Below are 21,994 nucleotides of genomic sequence, written 5' to 3' on the forward strand. Positions count from 1 at the left end.
GTATATTTGGAACTATGGCGTATTCACAAAATGGTGAGCTGGCCCCGATAAACGCTGCAAAATAAACGAATGCAACGGTTCTTCCACACCAATTTGTGTTAACGCTTGATTCATACATGCAAGCCATGCCTCTGCTCGCTCTACCGTCACCTCAAAGTGCATATGACGAGCACGCATCATCGGATGTCCGTAGGCCTCAGAGAACAATGCAGGACCACCAAAAAATTGAGACAGGAACATGTATTGCTTGTCCATTACCGGAGTAATATCTTCCGGGAAGAGCGGTGCTAGTTGTTCATTCTGCAATACGATTGGATAAAAAGCCTCCACCAGCGCCCGAACACCTTGTTCACCGCCAAGATTGTCATAAATACTTAAACTGGAATTCATACTTCTTCCCTCCTTCAATATGTCGAATTTTGTAATATAACACATGCTACAGGAACATGATAAACAACAGATCAACAAGCTGGCCCTAAAAGCCAGCATCTTCATTCTATCAAAAAAAACCAAAAAGTCCTATATCACATGAAAGATCAGATTTTACCAGAGCCTTACGTACCAAGGAGTTCCGGGCCAAAATGACAAAAAAAGCGCCAACCTTCAAGGCTGGCGCATCACATATTCCATTAATAACTTCGCCAATCTTCCTCTTCAGTACGCACCAGCGAGGCACGTATCACATACACAAATGCACAGACCAGGACTCCGGCGACAAGACTCATGATCATCACTCCATCCTTATTGATTCCACCTTTATGGCAATTAGGTGACGTTCAGGCGTTTTTACCATTTTAGCATACATCATTCAAAAACACAGCCACTTTTGCAAGCGCTTTCCCATTATTATTTTGTACTGTTTGTCCGATCTTTTTCATATATTTATGGCAAAAGCTCCATCATGGACTGTGATTCCTGCATCTTAACCCTAAAAGGAGAGAAATTCATGAACGTTTCAAAGCGCATCATGCAAATCCTGGTCATCCTTGCTCTCCTTTTCTTTTGTGTTCTGATGGCTTTGTACCCATCTGAAACTTGGCATGCCAGTGTGAGGGGACTATCGATCTGGTGGGATGTTCTGTTCCCTTCCCTTTTTCCATTTCTGGTTTTATCCGAGTTGCTACTCGGTTTTGGTATTGTGCATTTTTTGGGTACATTGCTTAATCCACTTATGCGCCCGATATTCCGCGTTCCCGGAAGCGGCGGGTTTGTCTTTGCCGTAAGCTGTGCTTCTGGTTACCCTACAGGGGCTAAACTGACCGCACAATTATGGGAACAGAAACTGGTTACAAGAGAGGAGGGTGAGCGCTTGGTTGCTTTCACTACCTCATCTGATCCGATCTTTATGATTGGGGCTGTGTCTGTCGGTTTTTTCCACAATACGTCCATCGCTCCAATTCTTGTGGCCTCCCATTACTCTGCGGCTATTCTTGTAGGTGTGCTCATGCGTTTCCATGGCCGTCCCGCTGCAACTCTACCGTCTGAATCCCCTCCCGCTCACGGAGAGCATCGCAACCGTTTCCTGAGTGCGATCTATGCGATGCACGAAGCGAGACAAGCCGATGGGCGGACCTTAGGGGAATTGCTTCGGCATGCTATATCCTCTTCCCTCCGGCTTATTATTATCGTAGGCGGGCTAGTTGTATTCTTCTCCGTCATTATGGAATTATTGGTTCAGACCGGATGGCTAGGCATGCTATACACTCTAACGGAACAAGGACTTCAACTTGCCGGTTTACCACCATCCCTGTCCCACAGTCTGGTCGGCGGATTATTTGAAGTGACACTTGGAGCCAAAGAAGCTGGAGCTGCATCCACCTCCATTCCTCTTGTCTTTAAAGTTGCTGCCGCTGCATTTGTACTTTCCTGGGGCGGGTTATCCGTACATGCGCAAATTATGAGCGTGTTAAGCAATACGCCAATGCGATACGGGCCTTTTTTACTGGCTCGAGCAATTCATGCGGCAATTGCACCTCTACTCGTCATTTTGTTATGGCCGCTATTCATGAACATATCGGCCTCGCCTGCATTTCTGGAGAACACGCTGAACCCTTCTGTCTTCGATCACACACCCGGATGGAATGTCATTGGAATAACAGGAATAAAGATGTTCGTCGGTATGCTCGCTACTCTCTTATGTCTTACCTGGATTCGTTCGTTACTGATTCCCAAACGGAGCGAAAAATAGGGCTTTGTCCAAATAGTTTGCCCAGAAGTTGAATCGGACGTTGTGTTCTGGCGCGGAATTGATTATCATCGGTAGTATAATGACCACAAAGGAGCTTTCATCTTGAGATACTATGTTCAAGACCGCGGAGACCAGTTATCGATTGATCTCAGTCAGCAGTTTCATGCGCTGGCGAAGGAAGAAGGATTCAAGCTGGATGCAGAATCGCCGGAGATTGTCATCTCCATCGGAGGCGATGGAACGATGCTTCAAGCTTTTCACAATTTCATCGACCGCATTCCGGATATTGCTTTTGTTGGGGTTCATACGGGCCACCTCGGCTTCTATGCCGATTGGAAGAAGGAAGAATTAAGGGAATTGGTTCGACTTATGAGCGGTAAAGGGGATCCCGATCTCCTTAAACCTCGTATTGTGAAGTATCCATTGCTCGAACTGGAGATTCGTAAGAAATCAGGTAACGCCTCGTACATCGCCCTGAATGAATTCACGTTAAAAGGGGTAGATGGTACCGTCGTAGCACAAGTGGACATCAACGACGTTACATTTGAGATGTTCCGGGGGGACGGGATCTGTGTTTCCACTCCTTCAGGTAGTACGGCGTACAATAAAGCACTCGGCGGAGCCATGGTACATCCAACGATTGAAGCTATTCAGATTGCTGAGATTGCATCCATTAACAACCGTGTCTACCGGACGCTCGGTTCACCTGTCATTTTGCCCAAGCACCACCATTGTGACATTTTCTCACGTAAAGATCAGCGTCTGTTGCTAACCATTGATCATGTCAATGTAATGGTGGAGGATCTGATCTCCGTTCGTTGCCAGGTCTCGGAGCAGAAGGTCAGTTTTGCGCGTTTTCGCCCATATCCGTTCTGGAACCGGGTTCGCACAGCCTTTCTTGATTAGGCAACATGTCTGACCAGCCAAAAGTTTATGTATACGCATCAAAAAAGCGGTCCTTCTCAGGAACCGCTTTTTGCTTTGGCTTGTGGCTGCTCTTTGCACTTCTGCAGTACGAAGTATGCACAGCCAAAGTTACAGTACTCGTTAATGTAATCCACAAGATAAGAGATGGTTGAATCCTTCGTTGCTTTGGGGTGATTGTCTCGATAAAAGCCTTTGAGTCTAAGCTGGCTATAACCCCAGTCACCAATAATATAGTCGTAACGCTCCAGCACTTCGCTGTACCGGTCACGGAACACTTCAGGGTTCCAACCCTGCTTGTGGTTCTGTACAATTTCATAATTTTTACCGCCGACTTGAACAATGACGGGTGCCTTAGGCTTTTCCTGCTCCTGTACAGACTCCTGTTCCGTTTCCTGCAGCTGTTGCTCGTTCTGTTGCTCGTTCTCCAGCTGTTCTTCCGTGTTTTTATTCTGTTCCAATCCGGATTCCTCCATCACGCGTGTGTTGCCGCCTGTTCCGTATGCTGATTCGCTGATTTTACCTGTTCATGGGCATGATAAGAACTGCGTACCATCGGACCGGATTCGACGTGACTGAATCCACGCTTCAATCCTTCTTGTTTCAATGTTGCAAATTCTTCAGGCGGATAATACTTCTCAACAAACAGATGTTTCTCGGATGGCTGTAAGTACTGACCAATCGTCATAATGTCACAGTTCACCGCACGAAGATCATCCATCGTTGCCAAAATTTCGTTATATTCTTCACCTACACCGAGCATAATACTCGATTTCGTTGGGATGTTAGGTTGCATCTCTTTGGCACGAGCGAGCAATTCCAGTGAACGTTTATACTTGGCTTTGGCACGCACCTTGTCTGACAACCGTTCAACGGTTTCGATGTTATGGTTCAAGATGTCCGGTTTGGCATCCATAACGATCTGCAGTGAATCCCGATCACCCATAAAATCCGGAATAAGCACTTCCACACTACACAGTGGCAGACGCTTGCGTACAGCTTTTACCGTTTCGGCAAAAATGGTTGCTCCTCCGTCCTTCAAATCATCCCGGGCCACACTTGTAATGACACAATGTTGCAGGTTCATTTGTTCAGCTGCTTCGGCTACACGTTCCGGTTCCTGTAAATCGAGTTCCGTAGGCAAACCGGTATTGACCGCGCAAAATCGGCATGCTCTTGTGCAAATATCGCCCAAAATCATAAAAGTCGCTGTTCGATTCGCCCAGCATTCATAAATATTCGGACAACGTGCTTCCTCACATACGGTATGCAATGTTTTGGAACGCATCATGTTTTTAATTTCCTGGTAGTTATCTCCGGTTGTCAATTTGATCCGAATCCAATCCGGTTTCGGTTCTTTAACACGTTTAGCCAATGCATAAACCTTCTTTCTACTGAAGTTAGGCTGTTGCTCGGAACATATTATACCATGAAAGGCTTGGAAAAACCCCCATTTGTCACATCTTGTGCTTACACAACGAAATGGATAAAAACAGAACGTTTGAAGAACGCTAAGATATAGCTTGATTTATCGGGCATAAGTGCATCATCTTAACGGAAAGGGGCTGCTTCCCTGTGCAACATCAGTGGATACTCCGAAATACGTACAGCTTTTGCATCAAAACGTTACTCGCAGGCGCGATGCTTCTCCCATTCCTGCCTGCTGATGTTTACGGTGAGTCTGTCCATACAACAATGACCCAACCCCAAGCTGCAGAGAGCAAAGCAACCGACATTTTTGCCGCACGTCGACATCTGTATGAAAGTATTGGTCAGATGACCCAAATTCCATGGTACAGGCTGGCCGCCATTGATCAGTATGAACGAACGATTACACGAGCACATCCCAAAGATCGTAAACACCCTGAACGTTTGACCGGTATTTTCTTGACGTCTCCGGCTTGGAGAGGCTGGCTGAACCCGGATGAGACAGACCAGCATCCGCAATCGATTCTTTTTTTCAATGGAAAAGGCAGAGATGGTTCAGGAGACGGGATTGCGGACTCCAACAACGATTTGGATGTACTCTACAGCATGGCGTCAATCATGCAGCAATACGGAAATAAACAGGAGGACTTTGGCATAGGCCTGTGGGAGTACTATCACAATTCAAGAGCCGTGCAGCGAATTCAGCAATTTGCGAAATTATATGAGCATTTTGACAATCTGGATCTATTCGGACATGCCTTTCCCGTTCCTTTGGGTACCAATTATTCCTATCGCAGCACATGGGGAACCAAACGAAGTTGGGGTGGATATCGCATTCATGAAGGTACAGATATCTTTGCTCCACATGGTCTGCCTGTTCGCAGTACATGTTACGGCATTGTGGAGATCAAGGGTTGGAATCCATTCGGTGGATGGCGGATTGGTATCCGGGATTTGAACAACCACTATCATTATTACGCTCACTTGTCCGGCTTTGATAAAGGAGTTCGGATCGGTGATGTGGTCACTCCCGGGCAGGTTGTAGGCTGGGTTGGCAGCTCTGGCTACGGCAAGCCGGGAACTCAAGGCAAGTTCCCCCCGCATCTTCATTACGGCATTTACCGGGACAGCGGTCTGCATGAATGGTCTTTCGATCCCTATCCGTTACTCAGACACTGGGAACAGGAAGAACGAAGCCAGAGAAACAAGAAGAGCAAGTAAAGGCGGACAGCATACACCTTGTTAAATACGCGCTCAAAAAGGGGAACCTCTACGATTGACGAGAGGTTCCCCTTTCTCTTTCTAGGGTTAAGCTTGATGGAATATTGCCTGAGAGCAAGCAATCCAGCGCTTCGCGCCTAATGCCCATTTTGTCCGGACTGAAAACTCCCGTTCAGATCAGGCGGGTCCAGTTCAAGTTCCAGCCCGTTTGACTGTGTATTGTTTCCCGGCGCTTGCTGCGGATTTGGAATCTGTGGCTGATTACCTGGTGTCTCACCACTATTGCGCGCGCCGTTTCCATTGCCATTACCACTGTTCGTACCACTTCCACTTCCCGTGTGACCGTTACCGCCGTTAGATACGCCTGCCTGCCCTGAAGGCAAGGCAATTGCGGGAGCATTACTACCGTTGCTTCCGACAGGCCTGCCCTGATTATCGTAATAATACATCGGTACATCACCCACAACGAGTAAATATGAGATCGGGATTTCGGTATCTACGGTCTCAGGTTCCATGTCAAAAGGCACTACAACGGCAACCTCGGCAATAATGTGGATGTATACCTCGACCAAAATCATGTTAATACCTGCATTCTGCTGACGGGTGTTCAGGTCAACCTTCACCGCCCCCTGAGGTTCAATACGAACGGGGATGCTTGGGCCAAAGGAAGCCATAACCGGGCTGCCCAGCGCCTGACCCAGCGGTATTTTTTCTTTTAACATATGCACGTTCTGAAGGGTAGACTGCACGACATTCATCGTACTTGCCGTGATGCGCATATGTTCGTTATAGTTCAGCATGAAACCTGAAACTTTGCCCGCCGTATCGGTTTTCCAATCAATCAGACCTTCCGTTGTCTTGCCTTCGGCAACCTGAGCCGTAATCGCTTTATTAATCGCCTCGGTTGCAATCTGCTTCACCCTGATCTTGGCCAGATGCATAATGGGCGGCTTCATCTTTTTATCCACGTATGCGAAGCCCTGCATCAAACAAAATATAGCTACGAGCAAAGCAATTAACCATACTTTCCGCTTACCGCTTGGCGGCTTAGAGCGCCGTCTTCGGCTTCGCCATCTCTTTCGCATCATCGGAGCGTCCCTCCCCTGCGGGATGAGCCATAGGCTTATATGTTATCCATATGCAATGTTGTCCTGAAAAAGAAGGACAGCACCCTGTAATGCACGTTGGAGTGGCCTGATCGGCAAATCCGCAGGATGTGCACATCAGGCTGCTCCAGGCACAAAAAAACCTTCCGCCCGTAGCAGATATGCCATCTGCACAGGCGAAAGGTTTACTTTTTACAAATAAGGAATCTTTAGGTTTGTTTTAATGAACAGATTAGTTTTTTTCCACCGCATGTCCACCGAATTCGTTACGCAATGCTGCAACGACTTTACCCGTGAACGTATCGGTTTCCAGGGAACGGTAACGCATCAGCAAGGACAGGGCGATAACGGGTGTAGCCGTTTGAAGGTCAAATGCTGTTTCAACAGTCCAGCGGCCTTCGCCGGAAGAGTGCATAACCCCTTTGATTTCATCCAGGTTAGCATCTTTGGAGAATGCACGCTCTGTCAATTCCATCAACCATGAACGGATAACGGAGCCGTTGTTCCATACGCGCGCAACTTGTTCGAAGTCGAAGTCAAATCCGCTTTTCTCCAATACGTCGAAGCCTTCACCGATGGAAGCCATCATACCGTACTCAATTCCGTTGTGCACCATTTTGAGGAAGTGACCGCTACCTGCTTTACCTGCATACAGATAACCGTTTTCTACGGAAGTGTCTTTGAAAGCCGGCTCAACGATCGCCCAAGCTTCTGGATCTCCACCGATCATGTAACATGCACCGTTACGAGCACCTTCCATACCGCCTGAAGTTCCTGCATCCATGTAATGAATGCCTTGTGGTTTCAGCTGCTCGTAACGACGGATGGACTCTTTGTAGTGAGAGTTCCCTGCTTCGATGATGATATCACCTTTGGACAGTAGCGGGCTCACTTCAGCCAGCACTGCATCCACAACGTTATGAGGAACCATGATCCACAGCACGCGCGGAGATTCCAAGGATTCAACCATTTCTTTGTATGAAGACACGCCTTGAGCGCCGTATTCTTTCATTTCTTTAACCGCTTCTGCATTCAGGTCAAAGGCAACCACTTCGTGTTTGTGATCAATCAGGTTTCTGCCCAGGTTCAAGCCCATTTTTCCGAGTCCGATAAGTCCAAGTTTCATGATAAAATCCTCCTGTTTTGCGAATGTTTTGAGTAGAATCAGGATACAGAACACATTCCGCTTTTGCCCACCAACCGTTCCGGTTACGGATCGTTCTTTCGATCGCTGTTGTATTCCAATTTTTATAATTTCCTAACTGTACGGGTAAAATTGGACTACAAAGGCGAACACTTCGTTTCTGCAGAATCGATTCCGTCCCCTCCACTACGTGGTCCATGATGATGTGTGCTTAAGCCGTGATGCTTCTGCCATCTATATATAAAATGTTTGCGGCCTTCTGGCTGAATTAGTCAGAAGGTCTTATGCAAAATTGGAACGGTATAATTTTAGCGATGAATTATTTAAAAATTGTTGAGGAATGTTTCCTCTCTTACCACCAACGGAATCCATTCACCGCAGTCAGGCGATCGGCTGATTCAGGTCCATTCGAACCTGCACTGTACGTATCCAGTGGAATAGTACCTGCCGCAAAGGCTTCCTGAATCGGTTGTACCCACTGCCATGCCAGTTCAACTTCGTTCCAGTGTGCAAAGAAAGTAGAATCTCCACGCATCGCGTCAAAGATCAAGTTCTCGTACGCTTCAGGAACGTTACGTTCTCCTGAGTTAAAGGTCATATGCATCGGTTCTACCTCACCATGGTTTAGTGGGTTCTTCGCATTTAGTTGCAGGGAGATACTTTCGCCAGGACCAATTTCCAGCGTCAACAGGTTTGGAGCCATCGTGTTTTCAGACTCATGTCCTGTTTTGAGCGGCGCCTTGAATTCAACGACGATTCGGGTTGATTTCTCAGCCATGCGTTTACCTGTGCGGATATAAAATGGAACCTCGTCCCAGAACGGATCATCCAACCACAGTCTTGCGGCTACATATGTTTCATTCTGTGAGTTTGCAGGAATACCAGGCTCGTCCAGATAACCCACAACTGCGGAACCTTGAAGCTCGCCTGCACCATATTGGGCACGAACCACTTCAGAAGTCACATTTTCTTTAGTCAAAGGCCGCAAAGACTCAGCAATTTTTTTCTTTTTATACTGAATTTCTTGCGGTGTGCAACGTTTCGGCAGATGCAGTGCAATCATCATCAGCAGTTGAAGCATATGGTTCTGGAACATGTCGCGAAGAGCACCACTTTGATCATAATACGCAGCACGTTCCTCAACACCTACGGTTTCACTGGCTGTGATCTGTACGTTCGCAATGTAACGGTTAGACCAAAGTGCCTGAATCACCGGGTTGGCATACGTCAGTGTTTCGATGTTCTGTACCATTGGTTTTCCTAGGAAGTGGTCGATCCGATAAATTTCTTCTTCCGCAAAGGTATTGCTCAGCTTCTCATTCAGCTCACGAGCAGACTGCAAATCATGTCCAAATGGTTTTTCGATGATCAGTTTCTTCCAGCCTTTCGTGTTACCCAAACCGCTTTCTTGAATATTCAGTGCGATTGGCTCGAAAAATTCAGGTGCAACGGACATATAGAACATGCGGTTTTCCGGGATATTCAATTCTTGTTCACGCTCTTGCACCAGTTGAAGCAACCGGGTGTAATCTTCAAGCTTCGTATTGTTCAGCGAACAGTAACGGAAAGCTCCGATGAAATCGCGTACCTGTGATGCCTCCTCCGGCTTTTGACGGGAGAATTCCTGCAGTGACTTTTCCACATTCGCCTGGAAGTCTGCATCCGACAGTTCACGACGGCCCAAACCGATGACGGAGAATGCCTTCGGCATTTTCTGATCTACGTACAGATTGTATAATGCAGGGTAAATTTTACGTTTGGCTAAATCGCCTGTTGCCCCGAACAGGACAAATGTCATTGCATCCATTGGAGTGCCTCCTATGATCTGTGCAGTATAGTATATGATGTTGCAAAATGGTCAAATCCAAGCATGACAAAAGACGGAATAAGTGGGCACCTCGCCCGCCTTGCCTCCGTTTATTACCGTTGCCTCAATCCAACCATGGGAACATTCCTTCTCTCCACAACCTTAATCAACTTTGATCAGGTTATAAATTGTAACCTTTAGAATTAACGTTACCCATATTACACCTGTCGTCACAATTCGTCAACATTCGTGTCTAACCTGTGAACTCCAGTGTTTACAGGGGTTTTGTTGAATGTTAACGCTTTATGTGGTAAGTTTAATAGCAATTGGATTGTGACATTTTATACATAACACCTGTGGACAAGAAGGTTACAATAAGTATACTAAGTATATTACAAGGGATACTAAACCAAAGGAGTACAGTTATGAACGATGATGAGAATGCCAAACAGATGTGCTCGAAAGTGGAACAATCTTATCAGATCATTGGCCGAAAATGGGTAGCTTTAATTATCCATGCGTTGATGGAAGAACCCAAACGCTTCAGTGAAATTCATGCTTATATTCCCGATCTGAGCAAACGTGTATTGAATGAACGTATGAAGGAATTGGAAGAAGAGGGATTGGTCGTGCGGCATGTCGTTACTGAACGTCCTGTTCGGACTGAATATATGTTGTCCCGCAAAGGAAGCGAACTCGGGCGCGCGTTAAGCGCTGTCGAGCGATGGGCGGAGAAATGGTTGTAACCGTTATGGTCCTGTTCTACAGGACCATGCACGACAATGGTCATTCATCATATTTTATCGCAGTTTCACACATTTAAATAAAAAAACGAAGGGAATTCATCCCTCCGTTTCTTGTATTACGGTTATTTCAAAGTTACATAAATCGTGTATGCACTATTCATATAGAACCGATATTTTCCTGGCTGTAAATCCTTGGTATCGAATTCAAAAACCTTTCCTTCTACATCTTGCGGGATTTCTAATTTCAATCCATGACCATCTCTGACTTCTTTTTCAAAATTGGCTATAGTACCATAGGTATCTTCGTAAACGAAGTAAACCGGATCCCCACCATAGTCTAAAGTAAATTTAATCACAGTGCCAACAGGCTCCTGTATTCTCCATTCAGTTGGATGATCTACGAATACAGGCCGAGTAAATGAAACAAACTTCGATGTGGTATAAACTTGATTTTTATAAACACTATCCGTAGTAGAAACCCCGCCTTCTAACACCTTGAAGTAGGTATTTTTTCCCAGAACTTCCTTCTTGGGTTTGATCTCAATTCTGTTGTATTTGATGGAGACCTGGTCCTCTGGATCAAGAGGAACAAAATTGGGTGTTTGGGACCCTGTAGAAACGAGAATATAATCTCTTAATTTTCCTAGTTCAGACTCCATAATCATCCGATTAAAACTAATGGAATAGGATTCCCGAATGGAAACCCAGCTTCCACTCATACTTGTTGACTTCTGAACCAAAGGTTTATCGGGACCATCCATGACATTGTAATAACTAACTTGAGAACTATTATTCATTGCATCCAACACAAAAATTCTTAATCCGCCATAGTGATTAATTAGCTCAGTTGTTGGAACTTCTGTTCTTTCATTTGCCACGATAGGGAATTTAATAGCTGCTCCAGCTTTTACTGCTTCATCGAGAAGAATAAGATTTTTGCCATCAATATTCTGAGTAGTAGCATAAACAAAACCACTCCTAGGACTGTACACATATACTGACTCCGTTACTGTAATCGCTTGCTCCTCGGTTCCTAGTATAAAAAAGGAACCTCCCTCATAGCTGCCATATTGACCGCTTGGTGATGGGTTAGAACCTCCATTTCCCGGATTCGGGCTTCCTGGGGTTGGACTTCCAGAGTTTGAGTTACCCGTTCCACCAGTTGAACCTGAAGATGATCCATTGCTTCCAGAGGGTGCATTTGAAGTTGGAATCGAACTGACAGGCTTGCTCGTACCGTCAATTTGTACGGTTGTATCTGAAGGTACCGAAGAACCTAAGTTCACTTTGTTTGGTGCCTTTTCCATAGTCACACCTACAGCGTTGACTGTAGCCTGTTCCACGGTACCTGTCCCAAACATTTTAACGGCTGCATTAAGGATAGCTGTTATTACTTTTGCTTCCTTACTAATCTGAACTTCGGTTCCCTCGGCCGAATCAGCAAAATTCAGCTCAGTGACCGTTCCAGAAGGAACTTGAATATTTATACTCTTAGCTTCCACATCTACGGTATCAAAATTCCCTTTAAGATATACTCTGGACTTCTCGGGAAGTGCTTCGGAGAGCTTGAGCTTATCGATTTTTGCAGTCCCGTTAGATTCAATGTTAGCAGAAGTTTGAATGGTCATCTCATGTACTTGCGTTTTTCCCGAAGCTACCAGACGAACAGTGCCATCTTTTTTGTTGACAATAACCGTCAGCAGAACAGAATCTTCCAGATGTACACTGTTCTCTCCACCGCCATATACGTAAGTTTTTCCTTGAACGGTTACGTTCTTGAGGAATACATCACCTTGACCAACAGCTTTGCTGATGATCAGATCACCTGTAATAGTCATATTCTGAAGAGTGACTCCCGAAGCGCCGATGACTACGTTTCCTTGGATTTCTTCTTTCTTGTCCTTCGAACCATACTGGCCTTCTTGTCCGTACCAGCTTCCATATGTACTAAAAGCCCTGTCTAGAATCTGTACTGCTTCAGCTCTGGTTACTGCACTATTCGCTTTAAAACTACCATTGCTATAGCCTACGACGATCTGCTTCTCGGCAGCAGCACTTACGGCCTCTTTACTCCAACTTTGAATATCCTTCTGATCTGTAAAACTTGTCTCTCCACTACCCTGCAAGTTTAAAATTCGTGATACTACGGTTGCTGCCTCCTGCCTTGTTAGTGTAGCATTGGGGTGGAAAGAACCGTCCTTGTAGCCTTGAATATATCCTGCTTGAACGCCTTTAGCGACATCTTGAGCATACCAATCAGATTGAGATACATCGGTAAAAGTTGAATGGCCAACCTGTTCATACTGGAAAACACGATTAATCATAGTTGCCCACTCGGCACGTGTGATTTCTCCCTTAGGTAAGAAAAGATCTTGTTTATTTCCTTGTACGATCCCTCTGCCAGCCCATTTTTCAACGACTTCCTGAGCCCAATTCCCTTTTAGATCTTTGAACGTTTTTACGGCAACAGTTGCTTTCCCGCCACGATCATACACTGCGTCGGTTACAGATTCAGCCTGAACTGCTGTGCCCATACTTCCAAATAACAAAACTCCTGATAAAAATAAACTTCCCCACTTCTTCACGATACTCTTTCTCCTCCTCTGTTTTAATTCCAAAGACCTAATACTTTGGTTCTAATCTCTTGAAAAGGGTATCATATAAATTACAAACTAACAATATTTTCATGCTATAGAATTCTTTTTTTCCCACTCCACATTTTTCTTCCACTTCATCTGCCCTGTTGATCGGGATTCAGTTCATCATTGCCAAAACTCTATGTTAATGTTCACCATCTTATTTTAATTTTTATTAAAAAAACACACTTTATCATAGATAAAGTGCCATCTTTCTCATTTTTATTTTTTTGTTGCTTATTGAGGTACTACTTATCGAACGTTATCTTATCTGTGTTTACTCTTCATCCAATCGGCGTCCAAGCGTAATACCTATATCCTCAAAATTTTCAACAGACGACTTCTTCTCGTAAAAGTGAACCACATGCCGCATCATACTCTCTCTGGAATAAAATGTATCGTCCGATGGTATTGGAAAAACCACCTTCTCCCCCGTACTTGCAGACTTATAAATCCCAACAATTAGCTCCAGTGTATTCCGTCCGCTCTCCCCATCAACAACTAGCGATGTCCCATACTCTATAGCATCCAACACATTCTCGACCTGTCCGGCGTGGCCTGAATGAATAACTTCCGGCAATGCATCATACTGCTGCTGAAGCTTACGTTCAAGATCCGGATTAGGTTCGGGGAATCCATGACTTTGCGAAGTGGATGCGACCACTTTCCAGGGAACGGACACGCGGGCTTCTTTTCCTTGAAAAATCAACTGCTGCTCCTCTCCGTGATGTACCACGGAACTTGTAATCATACCCACTGCTCCCTGGCTGAAGCGTAGCATCGCCATAGATATGTCCTCCACCTCGGCATTATCATGCGCCGTATTGGCCATCATCGCCTGCACTTCGATGGGCGCCCCCATCATCCAGAGCATGGCATCTATATGATGTACCGCATGATTAAGCGTACAGCCGCCGCCTTCTTTTTCCCATGTCCCGCGCCACCACAGATCATAATAGGAATGTCCCCGCCACCAGTAGGAGTCCACTTGAACATGGAGAATCGGCCCCATATGCCGGCTATCCAGGACGCTTTTAAGCTTCATCATGGGAGTGGTAAAACGATTCTGGGCAACAACCGACAGCAGTGTGCCGCTATCCTGCGCTGCTTTCAGCATCTGGTCCGCTTCCTCTAATGAAGAAGCCATCGGTTTTTCAACTAATACATGCTTGCCGGCCTTCATGAAATCACACGCGATGGAAGCATGAGTATATGGAGGTGTACAGATCGATACAAGATCAATATCGTTTTGAAGTAGTTCATGATAATCCGCTACTGCCACAGCATCGTGTAGTCCGTATTCTTCAATTCGTTTTTGCGCTTTTTCCATATACACATCGACTACTACCACAATCCGGCACCGCTCCGGGAACTTCATATACGCAGAGATATGCGCATTACTAATCGCACCCGCACCAATAATAGCTACATTAATCATCACTCTATCCCTCCCTTAGTTTCTTCACAATACCTCAGAATAGAGCGCTTTTATGCATGTATTCTGTGATAAAATATAACTATCTTGCGATGGTAAGGGAGGTCATATGGTTTCTATGCCACATATAAGTGATAGGCAATTCAGCCTGGTATGTCGCCGTACATCCCGTGCAACCTTTCGTGAGGTTTTTCATGCTCATTCACAACTGGAATTAACATATATTCATGACGGTTACGGGCAGTTGATTACCGAGGGAAAGGTATTTCCACTTGAACCGGGTACACTTATGATTTTCCGCCCCTTTCAGATGCACCATGTGCAAATTCAGGTATCTGAAGCACACCCATTTGTACGCACGGTGCTTATGGTGGAGTTAGAGTTACTACACGCCTATTGGCCACACTTCATAACCACGCATCATTTTACCGAGCACCTTCTCAACGAGCAGCATTCTATTCAACCTATCTTTCTCTTACCCAATTCACTACTCATTCAGCGAATGGAACATTTCGGAGAACAATACCCTGAGTTATTACCTCATGAGCTTGCTGAAGATGCTTGTCTTTTTGTACTGGATGTACTGACGCAACTACGTCACATCTGGAACAGAACAGCCCGTCTCCCGGATCAGTATTTGTCAAACCAACCAACAGGTCATTCAGAAATCATTGATCCCCACGCCCAAGCAACCATGCAGTGGATTGAGCAACACTATGGGGAACCTTTTCGTTTAGAACACATTGCGAGTGAGTTGCATCTCTCTGCCTATCACCTGTCCCATGTGTTTAAAAAGGCGACCGGCACCAGCATTATTGCATATGCTCAGGCCACCCGTATTCGTCAAGCCTGCATACTGCTTGGTCGTACATCTTTATCCATTCCTGAGATCGGCCACCGTGTCGGCATGTCTAGCCCCTCTTATTTTTGCAAAGTATTTCGTAAAGCCACCGGCACCACACCACACCAATATCGGTTGAGGATGAGAGGTAGCCGTTAGATGGGACGGACGGAAAAAGAATAGCTAGCATAATCAGCGCACATGCAGCCCGATCTTTTCCAAATACACACTCATACGTTCTGTTAATTGATCCAGCTCAGCCCGCTGTTCATTGGATAACCGATCCATGTGATAGCTTCCGTCCGTGTCTTCCACTGTCGTTTTGTACGTCTTCATCTGTTCATATACGGCTCTAAAATCGGCATATTCTTCCTTCGTAAATAACTTTTCTGCCTTGGTAAACTGTTCCGCCCAAAATTCATCCTCGTCCATAAGTCTCGGTGAAACAGGTATAGCTGTTGACGAATTATTCTCTAACCCTTCCATTTTATTAAAAAAGGGTTGCAACTTTGCCGTGATCTGCTTGTATTTTTCCTGCTCCTCCTTACTCCAGCTATCCGGATTCATTTTCCCCTGGGCATCAGCATGGGTCAATGCCATCTGTGAAAATTGTTTGAGCAGTCCCATATATAATACGAATTCACTTTCCGTAAAATGAGCCTGTGCCTGTTGCAGCTTTGCTTCCAATCGCTCATAATCCGCTACAGTGCCTCCTAAGGCAGTGATATTATGTGGCGAGCTGTATATACTGTCAGCCAGATAGGTATACCCTGCGTAAGCTCCTGTAGGGATAATAAGTACGGCCGCGAGCAATGCAGTAACCCACCATTTTCTGCCGCGAGTTAGGAGAGACGATTTTTTTCGAACGTCATGGAGTACGTTATGTTTGACACGAGCCGAGATAATCCAATCTTTCGTTTCCTCCTGATATGCCGACCGTAACTGTTCATCCAATTTCATTGGCATTGTCCACCTTTCTCGCAAATTCGGAGTGCAGTTGTTGCTGCTGTCTCAGCTTGGTAAGTGCCGCATGGATTCGAGATTTGACCGTCCCCAGCGGGATATCTAAAATGTCAGCGACTTCTTCCTGGGTATACTCGTTCAAATAGTGTAATGTAACCACCTGTTGCAACTTGTAAGGCAGACGCTGTACTTGCGTCAGTAAGGGACGATTGGCCAATCTATGGATTAGTTGGGACGAGAAATCAACTTCCATGCCCGTATCGGTATCCATCTGTTCAATCCGTTGCTTGAAGCGAAACTGCATCATTTTCCTGCGTCGATAACTCTTGACCTGTCGCATGCTAACCCCCATTAACCATGGCCGAAAAGCACGTCCAGTATCATATCGTGCCAGGGATCGATAAGCCTGAATATAAATCTCCTGCACCAGATCCTCGGCATCCGCCGCATCATGCACTAGAAAACGAACCGTACGATACACATCCGTTACCGTCTTCTCATATAACTCTCCATAAGCATCATGGTCTCCAGCCAAGGTCAGTTTCACCAATGTTATGTACTCATTCTCTTCACTCATTTCCCATCCCCCTTTCTGCTGATACTATATATTGGTTTTGGTCTATGATATCGTTCGATTTAATTTGGTGAATTCAATCCTGAATAAAAATAAAACCTATTCCAGACACTTCATATTGAAGGTGGAATAGGTCATTCAATGTTTCACATCATCACCAAAAAGACTGAAATCTGCTGAGGGAAAACCCTCACTTTTTCCAGTCTCCATTCAATTGGTGGAGGTAATAGGGGTGGATAATAAGGGTAGGTACTATTTCAACCCATCCGCTGCCGCATCGCTTCAAACAACAATATCGTTGCTGCCATCGCGGCGTTAAGCGACTCCGCTTGTCCTTGCATCGGAATCGTAATTGCGTCATCTACGAGCTGTGCCGTGGTATCTGAGATGCCCTTGCCTTCATTGCCAATGACAAGCCACACCGGCTGGGTAAAATCATAACTGTAGCACGAATGCTCTGCCTGCAAAGAAGTGCTAACCAGCCTCACACCTGCGGCTTTTGCCTCAGGAAGCAACGTCTGCAATTCTCCCTCCACAATCGGCAAATGGAACAAAGAGCCCATCGTTGAACGAATCGTTTTCGGGTTATACACATCTGCACAACCAGTGCCAAGAACAACACCTGCGGCTCCGGCAGCATCCGCACTGCGAATGATCGTGCCCACATTTCCGGGATCTTGCACATTGTCCAGCACAACCACCAAACCTTGCGGCTCTGCAATCAGACTTTGTAGCGGCTCTTTGCTTTTTCGCACGATTGCAAATACCGGCTGAGGGGTCATCGTATCCGTACATTTGGCGATCACGGCAGGAGACACACTGACCCACTCGACTCGCTTCAGTGGATTCTCTAGTCCTGCCAGCTCTACAGGCACTCCCTGCTCACCGTCGTACACGATACACTCCAGATCAGCTCCGGCACGTAGCGCTTCCTGTACGAGATGAATGCCTTCGATTATATATTTATGTTGACGGGTTCGATGCTTTTTCTCCAGCAACTGTGCCCACTCTTTTACACGTGTATTTTGCGGTGATACAATATCCATCGTTCCATCCTTCCCATTTTCGGGCTCATTATTATTCCTTAATCACTTCGGATAGGCCAGCTCAAGCTTCGTCAGATGATCCTTGTGCCCCACAATAACCAGCACATCTCCATCTGCAATCCGATCCTCGGCATAAGGGGAGATGTTCATTGAACCTCCGCTTTTAATGGCCATAACGTTACAGCCGAAACGTGCCCGAATGTTCAGCTCCAGCAGGTTTTTGCCAATCATCTGCTCGGATGCTCTGATCTCCAAAATGCTGTAATCCTCGGATAATTCAATATAGTCCAGAATGTTGGGTGATGTTAAGTGATGCGCTACACGCAGACCCATATCCCGTTCCGGGTAAATGACTTTGTCCGCACCAATCTTCTGCAACACCTTGCCATGTAACTCATTTTGAGCCTTTACAATCAGCACGGGTACACCCATATCCTTCAATATCAAAGTAGTCAAAATACTCGCCTGTATATCTTCACCAATCGCTACAACAACAACGTCAAAATTACGTATCCCCAGCGCTCGCAGGGCTTCTTCATCCGTTGAGTCTGCCGATACTGCATGGGTTACCACATTGGACATTTCCTGCGTCCGCTGCTCGTTCGCATCAATCGCCAGCACGTCAAATCCCATACCGCTCAGTGCATTCGCTATACTTGATCCGAATCGTCCCATACCGATTACAGCATATTGTTTCTTCGCCATCAGGGTATTTAACCTCCCGCTGCATTACGGCAAGACGCACCAGTTCTGGTACGATGCCAACGTAAATAATCCTTCGTAGTATACCACAAAGACGGAAAAACTTGAATGCGCTCACCCTCCACAGGGAACAGTAATACAGCAGCCGAATAAACCGAGGAGGGAATTGCGATGCCCATTACATTAAGCCTGCGTGAAGCGATTGTTCATAAGGTTCATGACAAAAGTGATGACCAGCTCCGGGAGATGATCGAAGGTTCAGTAGACGGACCCGAAGCAGCGTTGCCTGGACTTGGCGCCATTTTCGAGATGATCTGGAAGAACACAGAGCCTGCCAAGCAGGAGGAACTGATTCAGATCGCGCAGGAGCATCTGCACACCATTCCCTTACAACCGCTTCGATAATTGAAGCACTGACGGGTGAAGGGAACCATCAAACCGTTTGTTCTGTCTGCAAAAAAAAGCTCCCCTAACCCGGCAGGATAAATTCTGCCTATAGGTAAGGTGAAGCAAAAAATCCCTCCACCACCCGGCGGAGGGATTTCATTATATCAAGATAACATTAAGGCGCAGTTTCAAGGAACTTCGCTGTCGGATTTTTATCGATCGCCGTTCTCATCGCATATTCATTTTCGAAAAGTACAACGTAATTGCCCTTTTTATCTTTTACCAGGGCAGAGTTAATCCGGAATTTGCTCGGGTCTAAGTTCTCGTCCACGATCCAGCGGGCAAACTGATACTGCATCCGTTGCAACTGCACATCTACCCCATATTCACCCTTCATCCGGTATTCGAATACCTCGAACTGGAGCTGACCGACTACGCCCAGAATGGTCTCATCAAAGCTCACCGTGTTAAATACCTGAATGGTACCTTCCTCCGTAAGCTGATCGATCCCTTTTTGATACTGTTTGTGTTTCAAGGCATTTTTAACCGTTACCTTTGCAAAAATCTCTGGCGAAAACGTTGGCAACTCATCAAATACGACTTCACTGCCCTGACTCAGCGAATCACCAATCCGGAAAATTCCCGGATCGAACAGACCGATGATGTCGCCAGCATAAGCCTCTTCGACGATATCCCGATCCTGTGCCAGGAATTGCTGCGGTTGGGACAGCTTAATTTCTTTGCCTACACGATTATGCTTCACGCTCATGCCGCGCTCGAACTTACCGGACACAATACGCAAGAACGCGATCCGGTCGCGGTGTGCAGGGTTCATATTCGCCTGAATTTTGAATACATAACCCGTGAACTTCTCATTCGTTGGTTCAATTTCGCCAGCGGTACTGCGGCGCGGTTCTGGCTTCGGAGCCAGCTCCAGGAAATTTTCAAGGAACGTCTGCACACCAAAATTGTTGATGGCACTACCGAAGAAAATCGGAGTCAGTTCACCCTTCTGTACCTTTTCCATATCAAATGGGTCACCTGCTACATCCAGAAGCTCAAGCTCCTGACATAGCTGATCATGCAAGTACTCACCCGCCATCTCGCGGATAATCGGATCTTTGTATCCATCAACTTTTTGCACTTTGATCGTCGAATGATCGTCGCCTTGGAACAGCTCCACCTGATTTTTCATCCGGTCGTACACACCGCACAGATCACGGCCTGTACCAATCGGCCAGTTCATAGGGACGGAGCGAATACCCAATACGTTTTCCAGTTCTTCCATCAGGTCAAACGGACTTTGTCCCTCACGGTCCAGTTTGTTGATAAACGTAAAGATCGGAATGCCACGCTTCGCACATACCTGGAACAATTTGATCGTCTGTGCCTCGACACCTTTTGCCACGTCAATCAACATCACCGCGCTGTCGGCAGCTGTCAGTGTACGATACGTGTCCTCACTGAAGTCTTGGTGACCTGGAGTATCCAAAATGTTAACCCGATGATCCAGATAATCGAACTGCATGACAGAGGACGTAACCGAGATCCCCCGCTGTTTCTCGATTTCCATCCAGTCACTTGTCGCGTGTTTGCTTGCTTTCCGGGCTTTAACTGTTCCCGCAAGGCGAATCGCGCCCCCGAACAACAGTAGTTTCTCGGTCAATGTCGTTTTACCCGCATCGGGGTGAGAGATAATGGCAAACGTGCGACGTTTGTCCACTTCCTTTTGAAGAATGTTATTTGCAGCTTTGCTCATAGCGTCTATCCCTTTCATCCGTTCATTCACGTTAATCCGGTCAGTGCCGGTCGTCCATAGATTCACTCGGTAAACTTTCAAACGTAGTTGTAAACTCTAAAACTTTATGCCACCCGGCTAAGCCGGTTGATTATAAACTCGCATGTCATCCTCATCATCAGAGGTACACGATAAATTCATTTTACACATTTACAATGGAGTTCATCCTTTCAGATCAGTGCTTCCATTCATGCTTTTTCCCTCGTTCTCAATTCAACTCTCCTATTGTACCATAATCTGCACCGAAAATAACCGATTACGTTCCACCAATTCAACACTTTTCTTCGCAAAAAAAGAACCCTTCCGCCATGTAACTGGCATCCAGGTTCCTCTCATGTCCTACAGATCATTCGATTTTAGAAAATCAGTGCATCCAGCGCATATTGCCCCCCGCCTGTCAGAGCCAGAGCTACGCCCACCACAAGGATGGCGAGGTTATACTCGAATCCGTTCTGTGTAGACCAGTAACCGTTAGCACCATGTACTTTAACGATGGCAATCACCATGGTCAGTGCGATCAGGATGCCACCTACCGGTGTCAGCAGACCCAGCGCCAGCAATAATCCGCCGCCAAATTCAGCAAGTCCTGCCAGCAAAGCAACGAGTGCACCAGGTTTCATGCCCATCGATTCAAACCAACCGCCTGTACCTTTGATGCCGTAACCCCCGAACCATCCAAACAGCTTCTGTGCCCCGTGCGCCATGAACGACAAACCAATCACCAAACGAATCAACAACAACCCTACATCCAACATCAATTTCTTTTCCTCCATTCGATATATACAAAATAGTATTCTTAGATTAAAGATATTATGCGAAAATTTTTTCATGATACTGTCTGCCCGCAAACCCCTTCAACTGGTTTACCTTTTAGCTCATGAATGTTCCTCTGCGTCGGATTTATATATCATTTTTTTGACCGAACGCAGCAGGTCTTTTGCTTAACTCTTTAACTCATGTGTTGAGTATAAGTTATTCACTTACTTTTTGTCAACAACTTAATTTAAATTATTTATTTCCTTTTGGTGGAACCTCTTTGGATCTACTT

General features: G+C 46.0%; 20 protein-coding genes. 6 read left to right on the forward strand and 14 right to left on the reverse strand.

Translation table 11 applies throughout. The features are described 5' to 3' along the window. Window positions 1-12: 12 nt before the first annotated feature. Window positions 13-390, reverse strand: a complete 378-nt coding sequence (locus MHI38_RS11030; protein WP_090919642.1) for a globin domain-containing protein — start codon at window positions 388-390, stop codon at window positions 13-15. A gap of 556 nt (window positions 391-946) precedes the next feature. Here MHI38_RS11030 and ylbJ point away from each other — a divergent pair. After that, window positions 947-2,188, forward strand: a complete 1,242-nt coding sequence (gene ylbJ, locus MHI38_RS11035) for a sporulation integral membrane protein YlbJ (RefSeq protein WP_154891085.1) — start codon at window positions 947-949, stop codon at window positions 2,186-2,188. Between the two features lie 102 nt (window positions 2,189-2,290). Further along, the gene (locus MHI38_RS11040) at window positions 2,291-3,094 is read left to right on the forward strand and encodes an NAD kinase (RefSeq protein ID WP_090919650.1); all 804 of its coding nucleotides are present in this window, start codon (window positions 2,291-2,293) and stop codon (window positions 3,092-3,094) included. A 56-nt stretch (window positions 3,095-3,150) separates the two neighbouring features. On the opposite strand, the gene MHI38_RS11045 is transcribed toward MHI38_RS11040, so the two are convergent. Both MHI38_RS11045 and lipA read right to left on the reverse strand, forming a co-directional pair. After that, window positions 3,151-3,573 (reverse strand): YutD family protein, encoded by a 423-nt coding sequence (locus tag MHI38_RS11045; RefSeq protein WP_244159298.1) that lies wholly within the window; start codon window positions 3,571-3,573, stop codon window positions 3,151-3,153. A gap of 14 nt (window positions 3,574-3,587) precedes the next feature. Then, complete coding sequence (lipA, locus tag MHI38_RS11050; protein ID WP_090919653.1) at window positions 3,588-4,487, reverse strand: lipoyl synthase; 900 nt, start codon at window positions 4,485-4,487, stop codon at window positions 3,588-3,590. A gap of 266 nt (window positions 4,488-4,753) precedes the next feature. Here lipA and MHI38_RS11055 point away from each other — a divergent pair, with 266 nt between their 5' ends. Then, window positions 4,754-5,761: a M23 family metallopeptidase gene (locus MHI38_RS11055; RefSeq protein WP_276539793.1), complete on the forward strand. Its 1,008-nt coding sequence runs from the start codon at window positions 4,754-4,756 to the stop codon at window positions 5,759-5,761. Window positions 5,762-5,898: 137 nt separating this feature from the next. On the opposite strand, the gene yunB is transcribed toward MHI38_RS11055, so the two are convergent. The 3 genes from yunB to zwf form a co-directional block, all read right to left on the reverse strand. After that, window positions 5,899-6,849 carry a sporulation protein YunB gene (gene yunB / locus MHI38_RS11060; protein ID WP_154891086.1) on the reverse strand — a complete coding sequence of 317 codons (951 nt, stop codon included), beginning with the start codon at window positions 6,847-6,849 and terminating at the stop codon, window positions 5,899-5,901. 250 nt (window positions 6,850-7,099) lie between these two features. After that, window positions 7,100-7,993, reverse strand: coding sequence for a phosphogluconate dehydrogenase (NAD(+)-dependent, decarboxylating) (gene gnd, locus MHI38_RS11065; RefSeq protein WP_123064728.1), 894 nt, complete (start codon window positions 7,991-7,993; stop codon window positions 7,100-7,102). 370 nt (window positions 7,994-8,363) lie between these two features. Then, window positions 8,364-9,818, reverse strand: coding sequence for a glucose-6-phosphate dehydrogenase (gene zwf, locus MHI38_RS11070; protein WP_341181256.1), 1,455 nt, complete (start codon window positions 9,816-9,818; stop codon window positions 8,364-8,366). A 425-nt stretch (window positions 9,819-10,243) separates the two neighbouring features. On the opposite strand from zwf, the gene MHI38_RS11075 reads away from it, so the two are divergent. Then, window positions 10,244-10,564 (forward strand): winged helix-turn-helix transcriptional regulator, encoded by a 321-nt coding sequence (locus MHI38_RS11075; RefSeq protein WP_090919666.1) that lies wholly within the window; start codon window positions 10,244-10,246, stop codon window positions 10,562-10,564. Between the two features lie 122 nt (window positions 10,565-10,686). Here MHI38_RS11075 and MHI38_RS11080 read toward each other — a convergent pair whose 3' ends face one another. Both MHI38_RS11080 and MHI38_RS11085 read right to left on the reverse strand, forming a co-directional pair. Next, window positions 10,687-13,149, reverse strand: a complete 2,463-nt coding sequence (locus MHI38_RS11080; RefSeq protein ID WP_341181257.1) for an S-layer homology domain-containing protein — start codon at window positions 13,147-13,149, stop codon at window positions 10,687-10,689. Window positions 13,150-13,477: 328 nt separating this feature from the next. Then, window positions 13,478-14,638, reverse strand: coding sequence for a Gfo/Idh/MocA family oxidoreductase (locus tag MHI38_RS11085; RefSeq protein WP_154891089.1), 1,161 nt, complete (start codon window positions 14,636-14,638; stop codon window positions 13,478-13,480). A gap of 115 nt (window positions 14,639-14,753) precedes the next feature. Here MHI38_RS11085 and MHI38_RS11090 point away from each other — a divergent pair, with 115 nt between their 5' ends. Then, on the forward strand, window positions 14,754-15,635 hold the full coding sequence (locus tag MHI38_RS11090) for an AraC family transcriptional regulator (protein WP_341181258.1): 882 nt from the start codon (window positions 14,754-14,756) through the stop codon (window positions 15,633-15,635). A 33-nt stretch (window positions 15,636-15,668) separates the two neighbouring features. Here the strand turns inward: MHI38_RS11090 and MHI38_RS11095 are convergent, their stop codons facing one another. The 4 genes from MHI38_RS11095 to MHI38_RS11110 form a co-directional block, all read right to left on the reverse strand. Next, entirely contained in the window at window positions 15,669-16,436 is a 768-nt protein-coding gene (locus tag MHI38_RS11095) for a DUF3600 domain-containing protein (RefSeq protein WP_341181259.1), read from the reverse strand. Next, window positions 16,423-17,016 carry a sigma-70 family RNA polymerase sigma factor gene (locus MHI38_RS11100; protein WP_341181260.1) on the reverse strand — a complete coding sequence of 198 codons (594 nt, stop codon included), beginning with the start codon at window positions 17,014-17,016 and terminating at the stop codon, window positions 16,423-16,425. Before MHI38_RS11100 ends, MHI38_RS11095 begins: the two co-directional genes overlap by 14 nt. A 254-nt stretch (window positions 17,017-17,270) precedes the next feature. Further along, window positions 17,271-18,059, reverse strand: a complete 789-nt coding sequence (locus tag MHI38_RS11105) for a TrmH family RNA methyltransferase (RefSeq protein WP_154891092.1) — start codon at window positions 18,057-18,059, stop codon at window positions 17,271-17,273. Between the two features lie 42 nt (window positions 18,060-18,101). Further along, on the reverse strand, window positions 18,102-18,764 hold the full coding sequence (locus MHI38_RS11110; protein ID WP_090919680.1) for a potassium channel family protein: 663 nt from the start codon (window positions 18,762-18,764) through the stop codon (window positions 18,102-18,104). Window positions 18,765-18,932: 168 nt separating this feature from the next. Between MHI38_RS11110 and sspI the strand changes: the two genes are divergently transcribed. Continuing rightward, entirely contained in the window at window positions 18,933-19,166 is a 234-nt protein-coding gene (gene sspI, locus MHI38_RS11115; protein ID WP_154891093.1) for a small acid-soluble spore protein SspI, read from the forward strand. 157 nt (window positions 19,167-19,323) lie between these two features. Here the strand turns inward: sspI and MHI38_RS11120 are convergent, their stop codons facing one another. Continuing rightward, the gene (locus tag MHI38_RS11120) at window positions 19,324-20,907 is read right to left on the reverse strand and encodes a peptide chain release factor 3 (protein WP_090919682.1); all 1,584 of its coding nucleotides are present in this window, start codon (window positions 20,905-20,907) and stop codon (window positions 19,324-19,326) included. A 395-nt stretch (window positions 20,908-21,302) separates the two neighbouring features. Next, a complete protein-coding gene (locus MHI38_RS11125) occupies window positions 21,303-21,701 on the reverse strand; it encodes a DoxX family protein (protein ID WP_053783291.1) in 399 nt (132 codons plus the stop codon). Window positions 21,702-21,994: the final 293 nt, after the last annotated feature.

The organism is Paenibacillus sp. FSL K6-1558 (genome assembly GCF_038002565.1).
GTDB lineage: Bacteria > Bacillota > Bacilli > Paenibacillales > Paenibacillaceae > Paenibacillus > Paenibacillus polysaccharolyticus.